The sequence below is a fragment of the Staphylococcus sp. HMSC62A08 genome, from assembly GCF_001839105.1.
In the GTDB taxonomy this organism is placed as follows: domain Bacteria; phylum Bacillota; class Bacilli; order Staphylococcales; family Staphylococcaceae; genus Staphylococcus; species Staphylococcus caprae.
The window spans coordinates 757,886-781,120 of record NZ_KV840039.1; the positions used below are offsets into that span (position 1 = coordinate 757,886).

At 32.0% G+C, this 23,235-nt stretch carries 20 protein-coding genes and 3 pseudogenes; 11 read left to right on the forward strand and 12 right to left on the reverse strand.

The window, feature by feature from the left end; translation table 11 throughout:
* A pseudogene (locus tag HMPREF3264_RS12655) lies at nt 1-171 on the reverse strand (undecaprenyl/decaprenyl-phosphate alpha-N-acetylglucosaminyl 1-phosphate transferase); the annotation flags it as partial.
* A 412-nt stretch (nt 172-583) separates the two neighbouring features.
* Between HMPREF3264_RS12655 and HMPREF3264_RS09595 the strand changes: the two are divergent.
* The 4 genes and pseudogenes from HMPREF3264_RS09595 to pepT all read left to right on the forward strand — a co-directional run bounded on the left by HMPREF3264_RS09595 (nt 584) and on the right by pepT (nt 4,415).
* The gene (locus tag HMPREF3264_RS09595; RefSeq protein WP_002441514.1) at nt 584-1,654 is read left to right on the forward strand and encodes a GGDEF domain-containing protein GdpS; all 1,071 of its coding nucleotides are present in this window, start codon (nt 584-586) and stop codon (nt 1,652-1,654) included.
* Between the two features lie 237 nt (nt 1,655-1,891).
* A complete protein-coding gene (locus HMPREF3264_RS09600; RefSeq protein ID WP_002441511.1) occupies nt 1,892-2,653 on the forward strand; it encodes a threonine/serine exporter family protein in 762 nt (253 codons plus the stop codon).
* Nucleotides 2,654-2,668: 15 nt separating this feature from the next.
* A pseudogene (locus HMPREF3264_RS09605) lies at nt 2,669-3,162 on the forward strand (threonine/serine exporter family protein).
* A 20-nt stretch (nt 3,163-3,182) separates the two neighbouring features.
* Nucleotides 3,183-4,415 carry a peptidase T gene (gene pepT, locus HMPREF3264_RS09610; RefSeq protein ID WP_070873189.1) on the forward strand — a complete coding sequence of 411 codons (1,233 nt, stop codon included), beginning with the start codon at nt 3,183-3,185 and terminating at the stop codon, nt 4,413-4,415.
* Between the two features lie 74 nt (nt 4,416-4,489).
* Here pepT and HMPREF3264_RS09615 read toward each other — a convergent pair whose 3' ends face one another.
* The 3 genes from HMPREF3264_RS09615 to HMPREF3264_RS09625 all read right to left on the reverse strand — a co-directional run bounded on the left by HMPREF3264_RS09615 (nt 4,490) and on the right by HMPREF3264_RS09625 (nt 7,265).
* A complete protein-coding gene (locus HMPREF3264_RS09615) occupies nt 4,490-5,608 on the reverse strand; it encodes a glycerate kinase (RefSeq protein WP_070873190.1) in 1,119 nt (372 codons plus the stop codon).
* A gap of 298 nt (nt 5,609-5,906) precedes the next feature.
* On the reverse strand, nt 5,907-6,227 hold the full coding sequence (gene ytxJ / locus HMPREF3264_RS09620) for a bacillithiol system redox-active protein YtxJ (RefSeq protein ID WP_002441501.1): 321 nt from the start codon (nt 6,225-6,227) through the stop codon (nt 5,907-5,909).
* A 147-nt stretch (nt 6,228-6,374) separates the two neighbouring features.
* Nucleotides 6,375-7,265 carry an EMYY motif lipoprotein gene (locus HMPREF3264_RS09625; RefSeq protein WP_037541183.1) on the reverse strand — a complete coding sequence of 297 codons (891 nt, stop codon included), beginning with the start codon at nt 7,263-7,265 and terminating at the stop codon, nt 6,375-6,377.
* 120 nt (nt 7,266-7,385) lie between these two features.
* Between HMPREF3264_RS09625 and HMPREF3264_RS09630 the strand changes: the two genes are divergently transcribed.
* From HMPREF3264_RS09630 to HMPREF3264_RS09640, 3 genes are all read left to right on the forward strand, one after another.
* A complete protein-coding gene (locus HMPREF3264_RS09630; RefSeq protein ID WP_070873191.1) occupies nt 7,386-7,904 on the forward strand; it encodes a GrpB family protein in 519 nt (172 codons plus the stop codon).
* A 132-nt stretch (nt 7,905-8,036) separates the two neighbouring features.
* Nucleotides 8,037-8,969 carry a UDP-N-acetylmuramate dehydrogenase gene (gene murB, locus HMPREF3264_RS09635; protein WP_002441495.1) on the forward strand — a complete coding sequence of 311 codons (933 nt, stop codon included), beginning with the start codon at nt 8,037-8,039 and terminating at the stop codon, nt 8,967-8,969.
* 24 nt (nt 8,970-8,993) lie between these two features.
* Entirely contained in the window at nt 8,994-9,308 is a 315-nt protein-coding gene (locus HMPREF3264_RS09640; protein WP_002441494.1) for a CHY zinc finger protein, read from the forward strand.
* An 86-nt stretch (nt 9,309-9,394) separates the two neighbouring features.
* Here the strand turns inward: HMPREF3264_RS09640 and HMPREF3264_RS09645 are convergent.
* The 7 genes and pseudogenes from HMPREF3264_RS09645 to nrdI all read right to left on the reverse strand — a co-directional run bounded on the left by HMPREF3264_RS09645 (nt 9,395) and on the right by nrdI (nt 17,051).
* Nucleotides 9,395-10,436, reverse strand: a pseudogene (locus HMPREF3264_RS09645) (siderophore ABC transporter substrate-binding protein).
* A 104-nt stretch (nt 10,437-10,540) separates the two neighbouring features.
* A complete protein-coding gene (locus HMPREF3264_RS09650) occupies nt 10,541-11,326 on the reverse strand; it encodes an iron ABC transporter ATP-binding protein (RefSeq protein ID WP_070873192.1) in 786 nt (261 codons plus the stop codon).
* On the reverse strand, nt 11,323-12,282 hold the full coding sequence (locus HMPREF3264_RS09655) for an iron chelate uptake ABC transporter family permease subunit (RefSeq protein ID WP_070873193.1): 960 nt from the start codon (nt 12,280-12,282) through the stop codon (nt 11,323-11,325). Before HMPREF3264_RS09655 ends, HMPREF3264_RS09650 begins: the two co-directional genes overlap by 4 nt.
* Entirely contained in the window at nt 12,266-13,240 is a 975-nt protein-coding gene (locus HMPREF3264_RS09660; RefSeq protein ID WP_070873194.1) for an ABC transporter permease, read from the reverse strand. The genes HMPREF3264_RS09655 and HMPREF3264_RS09660 overlap by 17 nt, the downstream gene beginning before the upstream one ends.
* Nucleotides 13,241-13,495: 255 nt before the next feature.
* The gene (gene nrdF / locus HMPREF3264_RS09665; RefSeq protein WP_070873195.1) at nt 13,496-14,464 is read right to left on the reverse strand and encodes a class 1b ribonucleoside-diphosphate reductase subunit beta; all 969 of its coding nucleotides are present in this window, start codon (nt 14,462-14,464) and stop codon (nt 13,496-13,498) included.
* 120 nt (nt 14,465-14,584) lie between these two features.
* The gene (gene nrdE / locus HMPREF3264_RS09670) at nt 14,585-16,690 is read right to left on the reverse strand and encodes a class 1b ribonucleoside-diphosphate reductase subunit alpha (protein WP_070873196.1); all 2,106 of its coding nucleotides are present in this window, start codon (nt 16,688-16,690) and stop codon (nt 14,585-14,587) included.
* Entirely contained in the window at nt 16,653-17,051 is a 399-nt protein-coding gene (gene nrdI, locus HMPREF3264_RS09675; RefSeq protein WP_037541178.1) for a class Ib ribonucleoside-diphosphate reductase assembly flavoprotein NrdI, read from the reverse strand. The genes nrdE and nrdI overlap by 38 nt, the downstream gene beginning before the upstream one ends.
* A gap of 1,028 nt (nt 17,052-18,079) precedes the next feature.
* Between nrdI and HMPREF3264_RS09680 the strand changes: the two genes are divergently transcribed.
* From HMPREF3264_RS09680 to HMPREF3264_RS09695, 4 genes are all read left to right on the forward strand, one after another.
* Nucleotides 18,080-18,946 carry a DMT family transporter gene (locus HMPREF3264_RS09680; RefSeq protein ID WP_070873197.1) on the forward strand — a complete coding sequence of 289 codons (867 nt, stop codon included), beginning with the start codon at nt 18,080-18,082 and terminating at the stop codon, nt 18,944-18,946.
* A 13-nt stretch (nt 18,947-18,959) separates the two neighbouring features.
* Nucleotides 18,960-19,460 carry a preQ(1) synthase gene (gene queF / locus HMPREF3264_RS09685; protein WP_002441476.1) on the forward strand — a complete coding sequence of 167 codons (501 nt, stop codon included), beginning with the start codon at nt 18,960-18,962 and terminating at the stop codon, nt 19,458-19,460.
* Between the two features lie 357 nt (nt 19,461-19,817).
* Entirely contained in the window at nt 19,818-21,284 is a 1,467-nt protein-coding gene (locus HMPREF3264_RS09690; RefSeq protein WP_070873198.1) for a peptide MFS transporter, read from the forward strand.
* A 145-nt stretch (nt 21,285-21,429) separates the two neighbouring features.
* On the forward strand, nt 21,430-22,353 hold the full coding sequence (locus HMPREF3264_RS09695) for a diacylglycerol/lipid kinase family protein (protein ID WP_070832366.1): 924 nt from the start codon (nt 21,430-21,432) through the stop codon (nt 22,351-22,353).
* A gap of 168 nt (nt 22,354-22,521) precedes the next feature.
* Here HMPREF3264_RS09695 and HMPREF3264_RS09700 read toward each other — a convergent pair whose 3' ends face one another.
* The gene (locus HMPREF3264_RS09700) at nt 22,522-23,055 is read right to left on the reverse strand and encodes a 5' nucleotidase, NT5C type (RefSeq protein ID WP_002441473.1); all 534 of its coding nucleotides are present in this window, start codon (nt 23,053-23,055) and stop codon (nt 22,522-22,524) included.
* Nucleotides 23,056-23,235: the final 180 nt, after the last annotated feature.

Sequence of the window (23,235 nt, forward strand, 5' to 3'; positions counted from 1 at the left end):
TAAAAAGGAGAATAGTATGACAGTTCCACCCATCACTGAGATCGGTTTGGTATGTACTTTTCTAAAATTAGGCCGATCTACCAAATCCAATTTCTTCGATACTACAATGATAATGGGCGTAATTATTAAACTGACTATCATGGTAAATGCTATGAGTAGTAAAGTATACATCAGTTCACCTTCATCAAATAAGTTAATCAATATCTAAATATTTATTGTGTAGCTCTCACCATCTCTTCAACGATATAGCGTTGACATTTCTACACAATTCTTTTTAGTTACTACCTCTAGACGTATCAGCGTTACCACAATGAGTAAGTAACGCTCCCTCCCCTATAGCCTAGTATCATTTCTATCGGAATGCCCTTCCCGATAAAGTTTTCAATTATAACTTAAGGTATAATAAAAAATTTATCATACACTTTCGAATTTCAATTCAAATACATTTTTTCTATCATACCATTTAAGCGACCATTTTAACATTAAATACCATTTTATGTATGAAATTTCTGATGCTAAGTGATGACAAATTGTAAGTTTTCACTTACAATAGCTAATGGTCAACGAAGGAGTCGGTTAAGAAATGTTTGAAGCAATCGTTTACAACATATCTGTCATGGTTGCAGGTATATACTTATTTCACAGATTACAATATTCAGAGAACAAAAGAATGGTGTTTTCTAAAGAATATGTAACAGTTTTAATGACACTCGTTTCTTTACTTTTAGCTGCATATCCCATTCCATTTAAAAACGAATATCTCGTTCACTTAACTTTTGTTCCATTACTATTCTTAGGACGCTATACAAATATGATTTATACACTCGCCTCAGCATTTATTGTAGCCTTAGTCGATGTGTTCATATTTGGCAATTCAATTATTTATGGCATCACTTTAGTCGTCATAGCTGGTATTGTGAGCGCAGTGGGACCATTCTTAAAGCAAAACGACATCATCTCTTTACTTATTTTAAATGTAATAAGTATCATTATTCTATTAATTTTAGCGTTAGTAAGCCCAATTTATGATTTAATCGAGATTCTTGTACTTATTCCAATTTCATTAATCATCACAATCTCTTCCGCTATAACATTTGTTGATATTTGGCATTTCTTTTCATTGGTTAACCGTTATGAAAATGAAGACAAATATGACTATCTTACAGGTTTAGGCAATGTTAAAGAATTTGATAGACATTTAAATGAAGTTTCAAGTCAAGCTGAAGAGAAGAATCAAAGCTTAGCTTTATTACTGATCGATATTGATGGATTCAAAGATGTTAATGATACCTATTCACACCAATCAGGCGACGCTGTACTTAAACAAATGTCACAGCTATTAAAAAATTATGTTCCAAATCAGTTTAAAATTTTCAGAAACGGTGGCGAAGAATTTTCTGTTGTAATTCGAGATTATACATTAGATCAAAGTGTTAAATTAGCAGAAAACATTCGTTCAGGAGTGGAGAAATCATCATTCCATCTTCCAAACAAAGAAGTCATTAAACTATCCGTTTCAATTGGTGTTGGTTACTTAACACAAGAAGATCGCAAATCTCAACGTAAGGTATTTAAAGATGCCGATGATATGGTTCATGTTGCTAAAAATGAAGGACGTAACAAAGTCATGTTTAACCCTATAGTTAAATTATAAGTCACTATACTGCTATCATAGATGTAGGAATGTTCAACTACGTGTTGAAATACCATCTATGCATAGCAGTTTTTTATATTTATTAAGCGGATTACAGTCATCCCTATTCAATCAAGAAATCAAATTTACTTATATGAAATCATTTATCAAAATCATGGTGTCTATTGAAAGTTACAGGCGCAAGTTGTAAACTTCAATTGTTCATAAAAAATAAAACGATCTTGGAGGTGAACGTGTATGTCAGATTCAATCACTATTATCGATGAAAATAAAGTGATTGATGTAGTTTTGATTGCAGGTAGAATTTTACTTGAAGCGGGCGCAGAAACATACCGCGTTGAAGATACAATGAATCGTATTGCACATAGTTACGGTTTACATGATACATATAGTTTCGTTACGTCTACTGCGATTATTTTTTCACTTAATGATAGAACGAGTACAAGACTTATACGTATTCGCGAACGTACCACAGATTTAGAAAAAATCGCACTAACAAACAGTTTGTCACGAAAAATCTCCAACAATCAACTTACAATTGATGAAGCTAAAACTGAATTAATTCACCTAAGAAAGGCATCATTACAATATTCATTTTTAATGAATATCATCGCATCATTTGTAGCTTGTGGCTTTTTCTTATTTATGTTTGGAGGAACCGCTTCTGATTTCTGGATTGCATGTATTGCTGGGGGTGCAGCATTTTTAACGTTTAGTTTTGTACAAAAATACATTCAAATTAAATTCTTCTCAGAATTTGTAGCATCAGCAGTTGTCATTAGTATTGCTGCCATTTTCACTAAATTAGGAATTGCTCAGAATCAAGATATTATTACGATTGCCAGTGTAATGCCCCTCGTTCCAGGAATTTTGATTACCAATGCAATCCGTGACTTATTAGCTGGTGAATTACTTGCGGGAATGTCACGTGGCGTGGAAGCTGCACTCACTGCCTTTGCGATTGGTGCCGGCGTGGCAATTGTATTATTACTATTATAAGAAAGGCTGTTAACGATGTTATTTTACTTATTTCATTTTACAATTAGCTTTATTTCCACAGTCCTTTTTCAATTATATTTAACGCCCCTAAAAAGTTACTTGTCGCTTGCGGTTTTGTAGGTGCAGTCGCTTGGACAATTTATCAACTTACTGTTGGGATGGACTTAGGGAAAGTGGGCGCTTCTTTCCTAGGAAGTCTAATATTAGGATTAATGAGCCATACGATGAGTAGACGTTATAAAAGACCCGTCATTATCTTCATTGTTCCAGGAATCATTCCACTTGTGCCAGGAGGCGCTGCATATGAAGCTACACGTTACTTAGTTTCAAACGATTATACTAACGCAGTAAACACCTTCTTAGAAGTCACATTAATTTCCGGAGCCATCGCCTTTGGTATTCTTGTCTCAGAAATCATCTACTACATCTACACACGTATCAAACAGTATTATGGTAAAATCAAAGGTAAAACTTATAAGAAATCTTATAATATGAACAACAGAGTATAATTCTAAGGGGGATGATTACAATGAAAGCACAAATCATAGACAGATTAACAAGATATGTAAAAATCGACACACAATCTGATCCAAATTCAGAATCTACACCTTCTACAGAAAAGCAATGGGACTTATTACGATTATTAGAAAGTGAACTTCAAACTTTGGGATTATCTACAGATATAGACGAGTACGGTTACCTGTTTGCGACGTTAGAAAGCAATGTTGATTATGACGTACCTACAATCGGTTTCTTAGCACATGTAGACACATCTCCAGCCTTTAATGCAACTGGCGTCAACCCACAAATCATTGAAAATTACGATGGTCAAGCACTTCAATTAGGTAAAACAAACCGTGTGCTTAACCCGAGCGTCTTTCCAGAATTAAATCACCTTATCGGACATACACTCATGGTTACAGACGGAACTTCATTACTTGGAGCTGACGATAAAGCCGGTGTGGTAGAAATTATGGAAGGTATTAAATATTTAATAGAGCACCCAGAAATTAAACACGGACACATTCGTATAGGATTTACACCGGATGAAGAAATTGGCAGAGGTCCTCATAAATTTGATGTTGAACGCTTTAATGCTGATTTCGCTTATACAATGGATGGAAGTCAGTTTGGTGAGCTTCAATTTGAAAGTTTTAACGCAGCAGAAGCGACGGTGACATGTCACGGTGTGAATGTGCATCCTGGTTCAGCTAAAAATGCGATGGTCAATGCCATTAGTTTAGGCCAACAATTTAATAGCCTACTTCCACCTAAGGAAGTCCCTGAACGCACAGAAGGTTATGAAGGTTTCTATCATCTGATGAAATTTGAAGGAAATGTTGAGAAAGCGACACTTCATTATATTATTCGTGACCACGATAAAAAGGAATTTGACTTACGTAAAAAACGTTTGATGGAAATTCGCGACGATATTAATACTCACTATGAAGGTTACCCTGTTAAAGTTGACGTTCACGATCAATATTATAATATGGCTGAAAAGATTAAACCTTTACATCACATCATTGATATTCCTAAACGTGTATTCGCGAAATTAGATATCACACCTAACACAGAACCTATACGTGGTGGTACAGATGGTTCACAATTATCATTTATGGGATTACCTACTCCAAATATCTTTACAGGTTGTGGTAACTTCCATGGTCCGTTTGAATATGCTTCTATTGATGTAATGGAAAAAGCAGTTCAAGTTGTAGTAGGAATTGCCGAAGAGGTTGCTAAAAAAGAAAATAATTAAAGTGTTATAGATAGTAAAACGTCGGGCGAAAAGTTTAGAATTTCGCCCGACGCTTTTTTTAAAATTGATAAACTTTATTGATTTAAACTCGTTTTGAGTAATTTAAGTGCTTGAACAGTATAGTGTCGAATTTGAATACCCATTTTGAAATCTGTATACGTTTCTGGCATATCTATAAATGTATTAAACATTGCCGTCACACCTTGTGACTCAAATAAATCAAACTTATCACTTGTCGCACAAATTGCAATTGCAGGTTTATGATATTTAGATGTTAAATCTGCAATTCGTAATGTCGTCGTTTCAAGAATTTGATCATCTTCTTTTAATCCTTCACCAAAAATGATTAAATCAGCTTGTTCAATTAAATCTTCTAAATGTGTAATTTGATTAACAAGTTCATGACTAGTTAAAATTTCAGCTTGATACAATCCTTTCAAGACAGCAGCAATACCACCGCCCGCACCACCACGTTCAATAGGACCAATAGCTAATTTAAGTTCACTTTTGAATAATTCACTAAAATACCATACTAAATTATCAATTTCCGCAGCTTCATTTTGAGTTAATCCGTGTGCTTGGTACGTTTGCATGATTTCACTTTGTTTACCATATAAACGACTTGAAAAATCAGACATTAATTGTAATCGCGCCTCTGCAAGTTGAGGATGAATATTAGATAAATCCATTCTTCTAATGTATTTAATCTTATAAGCGCCTTCACTTACATCAACAATATTAGCCTTATCATCATAAAATTTTGCACCAAGTGCTTGTAACATACCTGCACCAGCATCAAAGCTACCAATGCCACCTAAAGAGATGATGATGTGTTTCGCATCATTATCGAGTGCTGCTTTTAAAACCTCTCCTAAACCATAACTTGAACGCTTATTGATAGGTTGATTCCCATTTAAGAATAGGTTCCCTTCTATCACTGTCATTCCACTATCAGTACGTCCATACATCGCTTCGACTTCATTCATATCAGCGTCATGTGCTTTAACGCGATACTTACTTCCAGATTGCCAAAGAAATACAGAATCCATTAACTCGTGACGTCCATTAAATAAAGGAACTTGAACAACATCTGCATCTTCAATTTGACTTGCTACCGCTTCTTCAACATATCTATTCGCTTGATAACTAGAAATAATTCCATTGAATTCATCCATGGCTACTAAAACTTTCATTGTCTTAACCACCTTATATCTTTTCTCTTTTTGGAAAATGATTTACAACTTAAATAATATAAAATATTCTCTATTCGATGATGAATGATAAACAATATGTTAAGTTCAAACAATCATTAACATTATCGTTTACATTTCATTTTTAAATTTATAAAAACGAACTGTGCGCTAACACTTATTCATTAACACATTATACATTTTTTACGTTTGATTTTCATAACATACGAAAAGCTTGCCATAAACTATCGTCAAACGATATCTATGACAAGCTCTATTTCTTTAAAAATAATGATTTGATTTATTCCTCAGCTTGTGCAAGTTGAGAAACGTTAATATCATCATGATCTGCATTCCATTTCATTTCACCATCTACAAAGTAGAAAGCTTGTGGTGATTCATGTTTTACGTTTGTTTTTTCAGCAATATAGTCCGATAATTTACGCTCTTGTTGTACGATTAAATAGTAACCATCAATATCTCTTTCATATAAAAACTTATTGAATTGATCATACGCATTTGCAGAAATTGGACAAGTTTCACTGTGTTTTAATATAAAAACATATTTGTTCTCTTCTAAGACTTGTTCAAATTGGTCAATTGAACTCAGCTTAATAGCCATTCTATTCACCTCTAAAAATATTTATCACATTTTATGAGCATATGCGTGATATTCATATCCCAAAAATCATCTCAGTGGGTACAATTATACACACTCTGCTGTGTAATGTTAACCATCAATTTTTATTTTATTTAATATAAATCTCATCTAATTTACTTTTTCTTTTAACTCATTATATTGTTGATTGAAGTCTTTATCTTTGTTAGAGATATCTTTACCCTCTTTTGGAAGTTTATCGACATCAATTTTAGATAATTTTTCACTTACTTCAATTGTGTCTACACGCGTATCATAATAATTTTGTAAACTATAATACATTTCAATGGCATTTTTTCTCGCATTATCTACATGTGAATCAGATATATTTGTTTGGTTAATATCTTTAATTTGTTTGTCAATCAACGGAGAAATGTGATCATTGATTGCTTTCTTAGCTGAATCTGAATCAGTTGTAGAAGAATCGAGATATTTTTTAGCTGTAGATTTTAATTGTTTATTATTTGCCTCTAGCTTAGACGTTAATTGATCTGCATCACTTTTATTTGTAGCTTTATTGATGTCGGACTCTACTTGCGATCTATTCTTCTCGAAAAGTTTCGTATAATCTAATATGTCTTCATTGTCTTTAATTGAACGATTACATAAATCGACAAATGATTTTAAATCTTTGATTGAAGATTCTTTTGATTTCACACTTTCTAAATAAGTTGCGCGGAGTTTTTTAACATCATTTGTTTTTGCCGGTAATTGTTGTGTAGATTTCTTATATTTTTTAAATTCGGGAATGAGATAATTATTAATATCCTTTTGAAGTGCAATAAATTCTTTTTTATTTTTATCGGTCGTATCTGTTTTACTCAAATTATCTAACTCTTTTAAATGTATCTTATCTATAACTTCTTCAACATTTTCTTGTTTTTGCTTAACATCTTTATATTGATGTTCAAAATCCTTTAAATCTTTAGTTGATTTACTTCCACATGCAGTCAAAGTAATAGCAAAAATAACAATTGTAGTGATAAATAGTAATTTTTTCATATCTGCACCCCTTATCATTAAACATTATACATAAACGTATTTATTATGAAAATGAATTGTGTTATAGTATGTCAGACTTTACTGTATTTTTGAGAATGATTAATTTTTAAGGAGTAATCTATGTACGCATATGTCCAACCTTTAGTTAAAGATGAGTCTCATAAATCTTATGAGAAAGAATATCTTCGCGTTAAAAATATTTTGTTTGGCTTATTAGATTCACCAGTCAAATACACGCAACATATCGGTGGTACACGTCATTTTAATTATGAAACAGAACCTATACTAGATGTGCTTGTCGGTGTAGATAATTTACATGATATAACAGCGCTAGATGAGAAACGATTAAACTATGCTGGTTTTTATCGATTACATCACTCTTATAAAAAGAAAGTGATGATGGCACGTTTTAATAACTTTAACGAACTTAAACAAGAAGTAAGATTACATATCATACAGTTAAATACTCCTTTGTTTGAACAATATCAAAATGTTGATAAAGTATTATCTCAAGATAATGAAATTTCACAATTATTTTCAAAGAAAAAGCAAGATATATTGAAACATGTCCAGACGATTCGTATGTATGAAAATCAAAAACAAAACTTATTTGAAAAGATACATAAGCAATTAAGTTAATTTAAGTTGATATATAAAACATAAGATACATCATCCCTATGTGTCTATATAATGTTAAAATAATATATTCAAATTTCGCAAATAACTTTTAAAGTTGATATAATAGTACTTATATTAAGAAGTTGAGAAAGGATGTTCAAGACGTTGAATAAAAATGACATCTTACGTGATTTAAAGTCAATTATTCCCGAAGACATTATTAAAGTGGACGAACCACTTAAACGTTATACCTATACTGAAACAGGTGGAGAAGCGGATTTCTATTTATCACCCACTAAAAACGAAGAAGTACAATCGATTGTTAAATACGCTTATAACAATAATATTCCTGTTACATACTTAGGAAACGGTTCAAATATTATTATACGCGAAGGTGGTATTCGGGGCATCGTTCTAAGTTTACTTTCTTTAGATCATATTGATGTTTCAGACGATGCAATTATAGCTGGTAGTGGCGCTGCAATTATTGATGTTTCAAGAGTGGCACGTGATTATGTATTAACTGGTCTAGAATTTGCGTGTGGAATTCCAGGTTCAATTGGTGGCGCCGTATTTATGAATGCTGGTGCCTACGGTGGAGAGGTTAAAGATTGTATTGATTACGCACTTTGTGTGAACGAAGAAGGCGACTTAATTAAACTCACTACCGAAGAATTAGAACTTGATTATCGAAATAGTATTGTTCAGAAGAAACACCTCGTAGTACTTGAGGCTGCTTTCACATTAGAACCAGGTAAATTAGATGAAATACAAGCTAAAATGGATGATTTAACTGAACGTCGTGAATCAAAACAACCGTTAGAATATCCTTCGTGCGGAAGTGTATTCCAACGTCCTCCAGGTCATTTTGCTGGAAAACTTATTCAAGATTCTGAGTTACAAGGTCACCGTATTGGTGGCGTAGAAGTCTCTAAGAAACATGCTGGATTTATGGTCAATGTAGATAATGGTACAGCTACGGATTATGAAGACTTAATTCATTACGTACAAAAGACAGTAAAAGAAAAATTTGATGTTGAACTTAATACTGAAGTACGTATTATTGGAGAGCATCCTGAGAGCTAATTCTGTAAGGAGGTACATCTATCTATGCCTAAAATATATGGATCAGTTATAGACAAAGAGACCAGATGTACTCACTATCATTCTTTTTTAGATGTTATTGCTATTAAGTTTAAATGTTGTAATAAATATTATCCGTGTTACAAATGTCATGAGGAGCATGAATCTCATGCTATAAAAAGATGGACAGAAAAAGAGTTTGATAAAAAAGTGATTATGTGTGGCGTTTGTAACCATGAAATGAGTATACATGATTATATGATGGTTGAAATGTGCCCCAACTGCAAAGCACATTTTAATAGCAGATGTAAGTTTCATTACCATTTATATTTCGAAATATAGAAAAACGTGATAAGACGTTGATTATAATACTATAGCTCCTAAACTGGATTTCATTAAAAAATCAGTTTAGGAGCTTTTTTATAAAATTAATTTTCTGCTTTATCGATTACTTTGTTTAATTCATCAATTTGTTTGATAGTAGTCGTTGAAGAACCAGAAGAGAAGTACCATAGTTTAGGATCTAATTCATATACATTATTACTTTTAATTGCTGTTACATTTTTAATAACTTTATTTTTTAGAACTTGATTAGTCGTTGATTTACCACCTACAACTGACCCACGATCCATTGCTAAAATTACATCTGGATTTTGTTTGTTAATATATTCATTATTAATGTTTTGACCATGCGGACTATTGCTTACCTTTTTATCAGCAGGTTTAAATCCTAATGTATCAAATACTAAACCACCAAAACGTCCCCCTGGGCCATATGTTGATAATTCACCTTCATTTACCAATAATTACTTTCTTATTAAAGCCTTTAGTTTTATCTTTCATTCCAGAGATTTTTTTATCTAGGTCTTTATTAATATTTTTGGCTTTATCTTCTTTATCATAGATTTTACCTAAATTCTCTGTATTTCTCTTCATATCCTTAACTAAGTTATCATCACTTGTACCGACATATACTACTTTGGCATCTGGTGCAGCTTTTTTAAATTCGTCTAAATTTTTCTGATTAGCTGTTCTTCCTGAAATGAAGATAACTTCTGGTTTCGCTGATGCAACCTTATCAAAGTTTACTTCTTTTAAATTCCCTGTATTGATATACTTATCATCTTTAAAATTATCTAAAAATTTAGGTAAAGATTGATTATTTTCTCCTTTAGGCAAACCTTTTACTTTATCTGCCACACCTAATTCGTTTAACACATCAAGTGCGCCATAATCTAATACTACGGCATTTTTGGGATGCTTTGGAACTTTGACAGTATTAGATATTTTTTTAGCATCACTTCCGTCACGTTCCTTACCGCTTGCTTCAAAGTTATTCTTGATGGTTACAGATTCTTTTGAATCACTATTTTTATTCTCAGAATCTGAACCAGTATTATTCGAACCATTACTACAAGCCGATAAAACTAAAACTAAAGATAATAATAAAAATAAGACAGTTTTTTTCATTTGTACGACTCCTTAATAAAATTTGACCTAAGTGCAGCGTTACATTTAAACTTTTCTTTTTATCTTTGTGCATGCATCACCCCTTTAACTATGAGTCTAAATTTCTATGATTGAACTGAGTCAAAAGTAGCTTCATCATAATAAAGACAAATACGTTGTCCTCTTATTTCTTCTATACGGACATCCATTTCATATAATTTCTTCAATATGTCAGACTGAATAACATTATCTTTAACATCAGCTTTGACAATTTCACCCTGTTTAAGTGCAATAATATTGTCTGAATAACAAGAAGCAAAATTAATATCGTGTAATACGATAATGATTGTTTTATTTAATTTACGACACAATTCTCGTAACGTTTGCATAATTTGTACTGAGTGCTTCATATCTAAATTATTTAGAGGTTCATCCAATAATATATATTCAGTATCTTGAGCAATCGTCATAGCAATATATGCACGCTGACGCTGACCTCCTGATAGTGTTTTGATATTACGATTTCTAATTTCTTTTAGTTGTAATAAATCTAAGGCATAGTCTACTTTGTCATAGTCTTCTTTCTTCATTCGTCCTTTCGAATATGGAAAACGACCAAAGTTAACTAATTGCTCAACAGTAATATTCATTTCAGTATGATTGGATTGTTTTAAAATACTTAATTTTTTAGCTAAATCATCAGTTTTATAATCTGATATTACTTTGTCTTCAATCGAAATTGTGCCATTGTCACAGTTAAATAAGCGACTCATCGCAGATAATAATGTACTTTTGCCAGCACCATTAGGTCCTATTAAAGAAGTCAGTTTCCCTTTTTCAATATCAACACTAATATCCTTTAAAATAGGTTTATTCTCAATCGTTTTGTCTAAATTTTGAATTTGAATCAATTTGCACTTCTCCTTTTAACAAGTAAATAAATGAAGTAACTACCACCTACTAAATCCACTATTAAACTGAATTCAGTGGTTGCTTCAAATAGGTTTTCAACTACCCATTGCGCCATAAATAAACTGATCCAACTAAAAAGTATGGTCGTAGGTAAAATATATTTATGTTCATAGGTCTTCATGAATTCATGTGCTAAGTTGACTGTTAATAAACCAAGAAACGTTACAGGGCCTATTAATGCAGTGGATATAGAGACAAGTAAGGCAACCAAAATAAGTAATAACCGCGTCATGTTTTCATAAGATACACCTAAATTAATTGCTTGCGCTCGCCCTAATAGAAGTACATCTAAATAAGGTCGAAGTATAATTGTTACAACAATTAAGATAACTAACAATATGCCTGAGACACTTACTAAATTAGAATTTGATGCTTCAAAGCTAGCAAACATGACACTTTGAACCGCTAAGAAAGATTCTGGATTCATTATAAGTTGGAGGAAACTTGTAATACTACGGAAGAATGTTCCTAATATCACGCCGACTAATAGGATAAAATAGACTGACAAGTGACCTAGTTTAAATATGACTTGAAATAGTAGTAATGAAAATAACACCATAGCAATCAAGGTAATTAAAAAATTAAGATAGATGTTTGTGACTACGGCAGCTTGCTCACCTAATATAAAAATGGGTAATACTTTGACAAATAAATAAACTGAATCAAGTCCCATAATGGAAGGAGTTAATAATCTGTTTGTAGTAATAGATTGAAAAATAACTACTGAGGTTCCTATTGCTGCACCTACTAATAGGATAAGAATGAATTTTTTAAAACGACTTTGGAATTGATATTCAAATATATTAAAGTCTAAACCTACAAATAAATAAAAAATGGCCATACAAATTGCTATAACGACTAGTATACTTATTTTTTTGTTAGAGCTCATTTGCATAATTTTTCCTACCTTTCATTAGCAAGATTAGGAAAATAATTGTGCCAAACACACCTATCGTTAACCCAATATTAATCTCATAAGGATAAACTATTATTCTGCCAATAATATCAGCAATTAATACAAAAATCGCACCGAGCATGAGTGTGTGCGGTAATGCATTTTTCAAATGATCACCTCTGTAAATAGAGATAATATTCGGTACAATTAATCCTAAAAATGGTAGCGTTCCTACTGTAACAACGACTAAAGCTGTTAGCGTTGCAGTAATAAATAATGCGATATTAATGATTTTTTCATAACTTACACCTAAATTATGACTAAAGTCTTTTCCCATACCTGCAATTGTAAAATGATTTGCAAAAACAAACGCTAGAATAAGTAAAGGTATAGTGAGATACAATACCTCATAACGACCACTCGTTATAATGGCAAAATTTCCAATTAACCAATTGCCAATGCTTTGTAACGCATTTGTTCTTAACGCTATAAATGTGGTAAAGCTGGATATAATACCACCAATCATAATCCCTAAGAGTGGAACAAAAATGACCTCTTTTACACGTATAAGATTAATTAATCGAACAAATATAAAAGTCCCAATAATACTTAAAGCAACAGCGAATAATAATTTGATTAAAATATGTCCATTTGGAAAGAACAGTAGTGAAATTAAAATACCTAATTTCGCCCATTCCATAATACCTGCAGTGGTAGGGCTTACAAATTTATTTTGCATCATCTGTTGCATAATTAATCCTGCTAATGTAAGTGAACTTCCTGAAAGGAGGATACTCACCGTTCTAGGAATTCGGCTTGAAAACAAAATGTTCATTTGTTCATCATTTAAATGGAAAATATCTAAGAGAGAGAGCTGACTCACTCCTATAAATAAAGAGACAATAGTTAAAATCACTAATAAAATAAATAAGGTATAACCTTTAAATATAAATTTCATTAGTCATTCTCCTTAATAAATATGTATGATGCGAAGTAAATAACCGACTTAAATGATAATGATTATCATTACCATTAATATTATAGATTATGTTATCGTTTTTCAATAGCTTTTCACATTTTTTGAAATTTTCTTTATAAATATTTCTATACAATAGTTCGTAATACATAACATTATTTATCATTTATAACTTTTTACACGCAAAAAAAGAGATTCCTACTCATTTTAATAGGAATCTCCTTAATATATGTCATCTTATTTATCGAAAATAAAGTCTTCATCTTGTAAAGCCTCTACGTTTAACGCTAACGTATAGCCATCACCTTTAACTGAGAAGAAGTCATGGTTCTTAGTAGATGTATCCAATGCATTTTCAATAATAGGATTAAATTCACGTTCTTCAAAATATGGTTCAAATCCTAAGTTAGATAATGCTTTATTACCGTTGTAACGTACATAGTTTAGAACATCTTCAGTTAAACCAATATCATCATATAGTAAATGCGTATATGAAACTTCATTATCATAAAGTTCATTTAATAATTTATACATTTCTTGATCAGCTTTTTGCTTTTCACTTTCTGAAAGTTCATTACGTAAACTTTGCGCATCTAAGCCAGTGAATACGACATGAATTGATAAATATAATAAAATTTTACGAATAATTTCACCAGAAGTTGTCATTTTACCTTGTCCAGCAAGATAAAGAGGATAATAGAAACCAGAATAGAATAAGAATGTTTCTAAGAATACGCTTGAAACTCTCGCTATATATTGGTCAAAGATTGAAGCTTCTTTTCCCCAGAGTTTATGATAATTATCGATAATTTTATCTGATTTATATTTTAAATGAGGTTCTTCAATAACCCATGTATCTAGTAAATAGTTTGTTTCACTAGATGGAAGTAATGTTGTAAAAATATGTGAGTAACTCTTAGCATGAATTTGTTCCATCATAGCCATAAATGAGTACACGGCTTTTTTTCTTAAATCAGTCGTGTGTAACATAATCAAAGGCATACCATCATCTGCTTGATGTGTATCCAGACCAGTTAACCCTGCTAATGCTTTTTTAAATGTTTCTCTTTCAGAATCTGATAGTGTCTTCCAACTTGCAATATCTTTTGAAACTTTAAACTCTGTTTCTACCCACATTTGTGAGATATTTTGACGCCAAAACATATTCGTCATATCTTCTTGGGTATTCCAGTTGACTGCCTTCATGAAAATCCTCCTGTCTGTTTATGTATAATATAGAGCATTTCAATCATAGAAATGGATGAATGTCATCATTTCTAAGTGATTGAAATATTCTCTAGTGGTTGATTTGTTTGAGTTATCTAATTAAATTGCACAACTTGTACATTCTTCTACACTTAATAGTTTATTTCTTGTGTAATAAAGTGATTTTAATCCTTTGTAATGTGCATAAACATATAATCTTGAAAGTTCACGTGTAGATATTTCTGAATTAACATATAAAATAGTTGAAATACCTTGGTCTACGTGAGTTTGAATTGTTGAAACTAAATCAATTAATTTCATTTGGTCAGTATTAAATGCTGATTTGTAATACCACATTGTTTCAGGTGACAAGAAAGGCATAGGATAAAACGTTTCAGCATTGCCATAAGTACGACGTTCAATCTGATCTACAATTGGCATTACAGAACTTGTTGCATTTTGAACATATGAAATACTTTGAGTAGGCGCAATCGCTAATCTATACGCATGATATAGTCCATATTGTTCAACTTCTTTTTGTAATACTTTCCAATCATCTGATGTTGGAATATCTAGACCTTCGAATAATTGACGAACTTTTTCAAATTGAGGTTCAAATTCCTGTGAAGTATAAAATTCAAAATATTTACCATTAGCATAATCTGAAGACTCAAAATCTTGATATCTTTCTCCACGTTCTTTAGCAATTTCCATTGAACGTTCAATAGAATAGTAGTTCATCATCATGAAGAAAATGTTAGCAAAATCTTTTGCTTCCTCAGATTCATAACCGATTTTATTTTTAGCAAGATAGCCATGAAGATTCATTACACCTAAACCAACTGAATGTAATTCGCTGTTTGCCTTTTTAACACCTGGTGCATTCTGAATATTAGCTTCATCACTCACTACAGTTAGAGCATCCATTCCAGTATGGACTGAATCTCTGAATTTACCTGATTCCATCACGTTAACAATGTTTAAAGAACCAAGATTACAAGAAATATCACGCTTAATTTCGTCTTCAGTACCGTAATCATTAATAACAGATGTTTCTTGTAGTTGGAAAATTTCAGTACATAAATTACTCATTTTGATTTGGCCAATATTAGAGTTCGCATGTACTTTATTAGCATTGTCTTTAAACATAAGATATGGATATCCAGATTGCAATTGCGTTTGGGCAATTGTATTTAACATTTCACGAGCATCTTTTTTCTTCTTCTCGATATTTGGATTAGCAACCATATCATCATAATATTTCTCTAAATCGATATCATCTAAAGTTACACCGTATTCTTGTTTAACCGTATGTGGTGCAAACATATAGAAATCTTTGCCTTCTTTAGCCAAATCAAAGAATTTAGATGGAACGATAAGACCAGTAGAAATTGTAGATAAACGTAAATCTTCGTCAGCATTTACCTTTTTAGTATCTAAAAACTCTTCCACATCATAATGGAAAATATTTAAATATACAGCACCAGCACCCGGACGTTGACCTAATTGGTCCGCATAACTAAATCCACCTTCAAGTGCTTTTGCCACTGGTAATACACCTTTAGCAACGCCTTTAATCCCTTTAATAGCTTCTCCACGTGCACGTAGTTTAGATAAGTTGATCGCCACACCGCCACCAATTTTACTCAATTGCTTAGCTGTTGAATCAATAAAGTTAATAGAGTTTAAACTGTCATCTACTTCTAATAAGAAGCATGAAACAAGTTCTCCACGACGCGCACGTCCTGCGTTTAAGAAAGTTGGCGTTGCTGGTTGATAACGTTGTTCAACCATAGAAGAAATAAATTGTTTAGCTTGTTTAGTGTCACCATTTGCCAAATAGAGGGCAACAATTGCTACGTGTTGGTTATAATCTTCTAAAAATTGACTTTTGTCATTTGTTTTTAGAGCATAGTCTTTATAAAACTTACTTGCAGACATATAACTAGCAAATTGGAAATGGATTGATTTAGCAAACTCAGTAATTTCTCTTAAACTTTCTTCAGTATATTTTTCAAACACATTAAAATAGAAATTATTATCTACAAGATAATGTAAACGATCGATTAAAACATCGAAAAATATAGTCTTATCATGGATTTCTTCAAGATAAACTTTTAAAGCTTCTTGATCTTTCTCTAAGTCGAAAAAACCATTATCTTTTCGCTTAGTTACTTCATTATTTAATTCAATATGATTGTATTTCTTCTCGTCCATGGTTTTCATTGAAATTACCCACCTTATCCTTAAATTCAATTACATCGTTATTCGTGCCTTGTACTTCAAATTTCATCAATAACGGAACATTATATTCCTCTGAGATTGTGCGGCCTGCTTTCGCAAAATTTTGTCCCCAATTGCGATTTCCACTTGCAGCTACCGCTTGTAATTGAGCGTGATTTACCTCTAAAAAAGATTGAACGGGTTGTGGCACTTCTCCAAATCCAATAGTGCCAGTAACTAAGATATAAGGTTCACTTACTGATTCTGTACAATTATCTTGAGTAATTTCCATCGTGTCATCAATTCCTGCTCTTTGAATAAAGCGTCTGACATTGCCTGAAAATGAGAAATATACTACTTTCATTGGATCACCTTCTTTCCTCAATCTTTAGCTGTCATGGTTATATCGAGTACTCACTAGCTCAAAAAATAAAATCACCACTAAAATAGAGGTGTACATCGATATAATTTTGTATTTAAAAGTTTTGATACTTAAATTTACTGTATCGAAAAGCATATCTATAAATGCGACTGGGACATCATTGATTATCTTAGCCTCATTTAATATATGAGCAGTCGATGTCTGAAATGAAAGTTGCTTATATCAAGTTGCTCTCAATCCTAGTCATCCATGCCGTCAGGGTCCCAACATAGAAAATTTCTTAATAAAGAAATTTGCAAACAATGCAAGTTGGATGTGGAACAACGAAATTAATTTTACTAATTTATTTCTGTTCTACTCCCTTTTTAATGCTTTTAGTATCTCTATAAGTAAATAACCCCTATATATAGTAGTCAAAACTTAAATCATCACTATATGACAAATTATCTTTTTTGTAACTGATTACTAAAATAGCAATAATTTATCATATTCTTTAGTGTGAATTTGCATTAAAATGATTGTATTTCACATATTAACTTTTAATTCGTAAACACAATATGTAGTGTTTGATTTTGAAATTTAATACTATATTCTGTGTTTCATTATACATAAGTGCTCAAATTTATGAAAGTTAAAGTTTATTGACGAAAAATAGTTAATCTTTAAGAAAGTGCACCACTACGTTATTAGAGCTCATTATTCTGAAATAAAAAATTTTTTCAAGGGTCTTCACTTGCTTTTTAACCCAAAATAGTCATACCTCTCTACGATGCACTTGAGGTCAAAATCTCGCACAGATGTTTCATACAACCTACAACAACAAGTATTTTATGTCTTTATGTTTTCATTAATCACAATTAAATTCTTATAAGATATAACTCCTCTACAATAGAACGTGTGTTCGCATTTAGATTATATAACTCTATTTTTTATTTTGCAAGGACTTATGCATAGCCATTTTATTTATGCTAATATAGTTACGTTAATCTTATAGTATTGAGGCGATAATATTGAATCCAAAAGTAAAAGGTATTATTGCTATTTTAATTTCTGCAGTGGGATTTAGCTTTATGTCAGTCTTTTTTAGACTTGCAGGAGATTTACCTGTATTTCAGAAATCGCTCGCTAGAAATTTTGTAGCTATGTTTATACCATTATTTTTTATTTTTAAATATAAACAACCAATGTTTGGTAAGTTGAGCAGTCAACCTCTACTCATATCTCGCTCAACTTTAGGTCTAATAGGTGTATTGCTAAATATATATGCTATTGACCATATGGTTCTAAGTGATGCCGATACACTTATGAAATTAAATCCATTTTGGACGATTCTTTTAAGTCTAATTTTCCTACATGAAAAGGTACGTAAATATCAAATATCAGCTATGATTATAGCCATATTAGGTATGTTATTAATTGTAAAACCAGAATTTTCTTCTTCTGTTTTCCCTTCAATAGCAGGATTATTCTCAGGTATCTTTGCCGCATCAGCTTATACATGCGTTCGTGCACTAAGCACTCGTGAGAAACCATATACAATTGTATTTTATTTCTCTTTATTCTCGGTGGTCGTATTGATACCTTTCTCAATTTTTACATTTGAACCTATGACAACAGTGCAAATCTTATATCTACTAGGTGCAGGATTGTCAGCAGCCGTTGGACAAATTGGTATCACACTTGCATATGGTTTTGCTCCTGCAAAAGATATTTCAATCTTTACGTATGCTTCAATCATTTTCACAGCATTATTCGGCTTTATCTTATTCGGAGAAACACCTGATATGTTTGCGACTGTAGGTTATGTTGTGATTATCGGTGCAAGTTACTATATGTTTGAAAAGGCACGAAGAGAATCTAGTATAAAAGAAAGTTAAAGGAGCCAATATAATGGAACAAGGACGTCAAAAAGATGAATTACAAGATATTACATTACTAGGAAATCAAAACAATACGTATGATTTTGATTACAGACCAGATGTTTTAGAAACATTCGATAATAAGCATCAGGGGCGTGACTATTTCGTTAAATTTAATTGCCCAGAGTTTACATCGTTATGCCCTATTACAGGCCAACCAGATTTTGCAACAATTTATATTTCATATATTCCTAATATCAAAATGGTGGAGTCTAAATCATTAAAGCTATATTTATTCAGCTTTAGAAATCACGGCGATTTCCATGAGGATTGTATGAATATTATTATGAATGATTTAATTGAATTAATGGATCCACACTATATTGAGGTTTGGGGTAAATTCACTCCTAGAGGTGGCATTTCAATTGATCCTTACACAAACTATGGTCGCCCGAATTCAAAATATGAAAAAATGGCAGAACATCGCTTAATGAACCATGATATGTACCCAGAAAAAATAGATAATCGTTAAATATATCGCCCTCCATTGAAAGTGTTTATTCAATGGAGGTTTTTGTTATAAAAATTATTTTCTTATTTGATAAAAAAACTATTGCACTTTGACACGTTAAAGCGTATTTTATTTATATCGATTCATTTATACGAATGTTTATAACAATATAAATAAAGACACAAATTATCATATAAATGTAATGAAATCCGCAAATAGACTGAATATTCATATTATTTTTATTTTTTGAAAATTATTGAAAATTATTATCTACAATAGTACAATCATTTTTAAACAATTTAATATGGTTATTAGGGGAAGAAAAAATGGGATGAAAAAAAATAAACAAATAATTCCCATGAACAAGCAGTTCAAGAAATACCTCAACACGGATTCTTCGGGCATCCTCGAGGTTTAGGCGTACTCTTTTTCGTAGAGTTTTGGGAGCGATTCAGCTACTACGGTATGAGAGCAATGCTTATTTTTTATATGTATTTTGCGATTCAAGATCACGGACTTGGTATCGACAAAACTACGGCAATGTCAATTATGTCCGTATACGGTGCATTAATATACATGTCTTCTATTCCTGGTGGATGGATAGCAGATAGAATTACAGGAACACGTGGTGCAACTTTAATAGGTGCAGTATTAATTATCCTTGGTCATATTTGTCTAAGTTTACCGTTCGCAATGTTTGGATTATTCGCATCAATGTTCTTTATTATTATTGGTTCAGGTTTGATGAAACCAAATATTTCAAATATTGTAGGTCGTTTATATCCTGAAAATGATGTACGTATGGATGCTGGATTCGTTATTTTCTATATGTCAGTCAACTTCGGTGCACTGATTTCACCAATTATTTTACAACACTTCATTAATGTTAAAAATTTCCACGGTGGATTCTTAATCGCAGCAATTGGTATGGCGCTTGGTTTAGTATGGTACGTTTTATTTAATCGTAAAAATCTTGGTAAAGTTGGTATGAAGCCAACTAACCCACTTTCACCTGACGAAAAGAAAAAATATAGTTTAATTGTTGGAGCTATCGTAGCAATTATTGCTATTGTAGTGATTGTTTCTTATATTACACATACATTATCATTCGATTTAGTGAGTAACACAGTCCTTATATTAGGTATCGCACTACCAATTGTTTATTTCACTACAATGATCCGTAGTAAAGAAGTCACAGATACAGAACGTTCTCGTGTTAAAGCATTTATCCCTTTATTTATTTTAGGAATGCTTTTCTGGGCGATTCAAGAACAAGGTTCTAACGTTCTCAATATATACGGAATTGAACATTCCGACATGAAATTAAATCTATTTGGTTGGAAAACGAATTTCGGTGAAGCCATATTCCAATCTATTAACCCATTATTTATCCTATTATTTGCACCAGTAGTGTCAGCGGTATGGCAAAAATTAGGAAGACGCCAACCTAGTCTACCTATCAAATTTTTTATAGGTGCTTTAATGGCAGGTGCATCTTATATCATGATGGGTATTATCGGTAACATTTATGGCAGCGCACATTTCTCAGTCAACTGGGTTATCCTTTCATATATTATTTGTGTCGTTGGTGAATTGTGCTTATCTCCTACTGGTAACAGTGCGGCAGTTAAATTAGCACCGAAAGCATTCAATGCACAAATGATGAGTTTATGGCTATTAACAAATGCATCTGCTCAAGCATTTAATGGTACGTTAGTAAAATTAATTGATCCACTAGGTCAAACAAATTATTTCATATTCTTAGGTATTACTACAGCTGTGATTACCTTCATCATTCTTGCCTTTAGTCCTAAAATCATTAAAGCGATGAAAGGTATTCGTTAATCAATTTATCATGACTGCGATTCGATTATTTTCGACTTGCAGTTTTTTTATTTTATAATGGGTATAACTTCTAATCATTTGCTATTATTTTACTAAAAAGGGTAATTAATAGATTAAGAGAATTTTACGAAAGTAGGCATGCATAATGGAAAATAAATATAACCATGGCGTCCTGTTTTACCACGAACATAGTGGTTTGAAAGATATATATGAAGGACTTGGCGAAGTAACGAAATCTCTAAGTTCAATGTGTAAACACTTATCAATACAATTAAGTGAAAACGAAGGAGATATTATTAAATATTGTGAATCCATCAAAAACCATGAATATGGTACAGATATCGACATTTTATTTATCTTAGGTGGAGATGGCACAGTCAATGAATTAGTCAATGGTGTCATGCGACATGATTTAAGCCTCCCTATCGGCATTATTCCTGGAGGCACATTTAATGATTTTACTAAGACATTGAATTTAGATTCTAATTTTAAAAATGCTAGTTCACAATTGCTATCAGCACAGGTTGGATCTTATGATGTATTGAAAGTAAATGATACATATGTGCTAAACTTTGTGGGCTTAGGATTAATTGTTCAAAATGCTGAAAATGTCCAAGAAGGTTCTAAAGATGTTTTTGGAAAGTTAAGTTATATAGGGTCTACAGTTAAGACATTGATGAACCCTAGTAAATTTGACTTTACGCTCAATGTCGATGGTCGAGAAGAAAAAGGACATACTTCTATGCTTCTCATAGCTAACGGTCCTAATATTGGAGGCGGACGTATACCTTTAACCGATTTATCTCCTCAAGATGGTGAAGCAAATGCGTTCATATTTGATGAGCAAAGCTTTAGTATTTTGAATGATATTTTCAAGAAAAGAGATAGTATGAATTGGAATGAGATCACTGAAGGTATTGGGCATATTCCAGGTCGACATTTCACGCTCTCTACTGAGCCTAATATGAAAGTCGATATTGATGGTGAAATCAGCTTAGAAACGCCTATCGAGATTGAAGTTTTACCTAAAGCGATTCAACTTCTTACTTTCCCAGACCCTACCAATTAAAAAAGTGACACGACGGCGCTCTACGCACGTGAAGTCATACTCAACTAAGTTTTAAATATAAAAATTAGCAGTAAGACGATTCTAATTGAAATCATCTTACTGCTATTATTTTTGGAACGATATTCCAAGCTCTATAAGGGTGTCGTATATCACATTGAATGTCCCTACTTAATTTCCTAGGAAATAATTCTCTACGTCTCTCCAACCGCTTACTCGATCAAATCTATCATCATTAATATTATGAGATGCTGTAAACATAACGGGTTTACCTTCAAAGATTTCAAGTTGTCTAGGGTTATCGTCGATGAGATAATCGGCATTGACAATATTTTTTCTACCACAAAATACAAAATGTTGAGGATTTAAAAATGGAAAAAATTCTAAAAGCCATTCATATTTGTCATGAAATGATGTTGGGACGTCCATTGCTGCTGTAGCAATATAAATATCATAATGCTCGTTTAATTTCTTAACTACTTCTTGAGCATGTGGCATCACTTTTAAACGTCTAAAGAAGCCCGGTTCTCTTAATACTTCAGTTACCAATCCTTCATGTTCAGGCATCATATGTTTTAATTTTTTACCTTTTAGAGCCTCGATAGTAATCCCTAGATTTGCTCGTTCATTTACTGCATCAATGATTTCACCTAGTGTATCAGCTAAGACTTCATCCATATCTATCGCAATTTTTTCTCGCGTCATTCCATTTGCACTCCCTATTGATAATAAAAATTCAATTTAGATATTAGTATAGCAAAAATTAAAGCTAAGCACAGAAATAACAAATTCAGAAAATGTTTATAAAGGAAATAATGAATTAGACTGATAGAAAACCCTTATTAACCGAGTATTCGAATTTGCTTAACGTAGTATTGATAGCGA

Bases quoted from the DNA above. Each gene is read 5' to 3' on its own strand.
- HMPREF3264_RS09595 (WP_002441514.1), top strand. From the start codon at position 584: ATGTTTGAAGCAATCGTTTACAACATATCTGTCATGGTTGCAGGTATA.
- HMPREF3264_RS09600 (WP_002441511.1), top strand. From the start codon at position 1,892: ATGTCAGATTCAATCACTATTATCGATGAAAATAAAGTGATTGATGTA.
- pepT (WP_070873189.1), top strand. From the start codon at position 3,183: ATGAAAGCACAAATCATAGACAGATTAACAAGATATGTAAAAATCGAC.
- HMPREF3264_RS09615 (WP_070873190.1), bottom strand. From the start codon at position 5,608: ATGAAAGTTTTAGTAGCCATGGATGAATTCAATGGAATTATTTCTAGT.
- ytxJ (WP_002441501.1), bottom strand. From the start codon at position 6,227: ATGGCTATTAAGCTGAGTTCAATTGACCAATTTGAACAAGTCTTAGAA.
- HMPREF3264_RS09625 (WP_037541183.1), bottom strand. From the start codon at position 7,265: ATGAAAAAATTACTATTTATCACTACAATTGTTATTTTTGCTATTACT.
- HMPREF3264_RS09630 (WP_070873191.1), top strand. From the start codon at position 7,386: ATGTACGCATATGTCCAACCTTTAGTTAAAGATGAGTCTCATAAATCT.
- murB (WP_002441495.1), top strand. From the start codon at position 8,037: ATGTTCAAGACGTTGAATAAAAATGACATCTTACGTGATTTAAAGTCA.
- HMPREF3264_RS09640 (WP_002441494.1), top strand. From the start codon at position 8,994: ATGCCTAAAATATATGGATCAGTTATAGACAAAGAGACCAGATGTACT.
- HMPREF3264_RS09655 (WP_070873193.1), bottom strand. From the start codon at position 12,282: ATGCAAATGAGCTCTAACAAAAAAATAAGTATACTAGTCGTTATAGCA.
- HMPREF3264_RS09660 (WP_070873194.1), bottom strand. From the start codon at position 13,240: ATGAAATTTATATTTAAAGGTTATACCTTATTTATTTTATTAGTGATT.
- nrdF (WP_070873195.1), bottom strand. From the start codon at position 14,464: ATGAAGGCAGTCAACTGGAATACCCAAGAAGATATGACGAATATGTTT.
- nrdE (WP_070873196.1), bottom strand. From the start codon at position 16,690: ATGAAAACCATGGACGAGAAGAAATACAATCATATTGAATTAAATAAT.
- nrdI (WP_037541178.1), bottom strand. From the start codon at position 17,051: ATGAAAGTAGTATATTTCTCATTTTCAGGCAATGTCAGACGCTTTATT.
- queF (WP_002441476.1), top strand. From the start codon at position 18,960: ATGGAACAAGGACGTCAAAAAGATGAATTACAAGATATTACATTACTA.
- HMPREF3264_RS09695 (WP_070832366.1), top strand. From the start codon at position 21,430: ATGGAAAATAAATATAACCATGGCGTCCTGTTTTACCACGAACATAGT.
- HMPREF3264_RS09700 (WP_002441473.1), bottom strand. From the start codon at position 23,055: ATGACGCGAGAAAAAATTGCGATAGATATGGATGAAGTCTTAGCTGAT.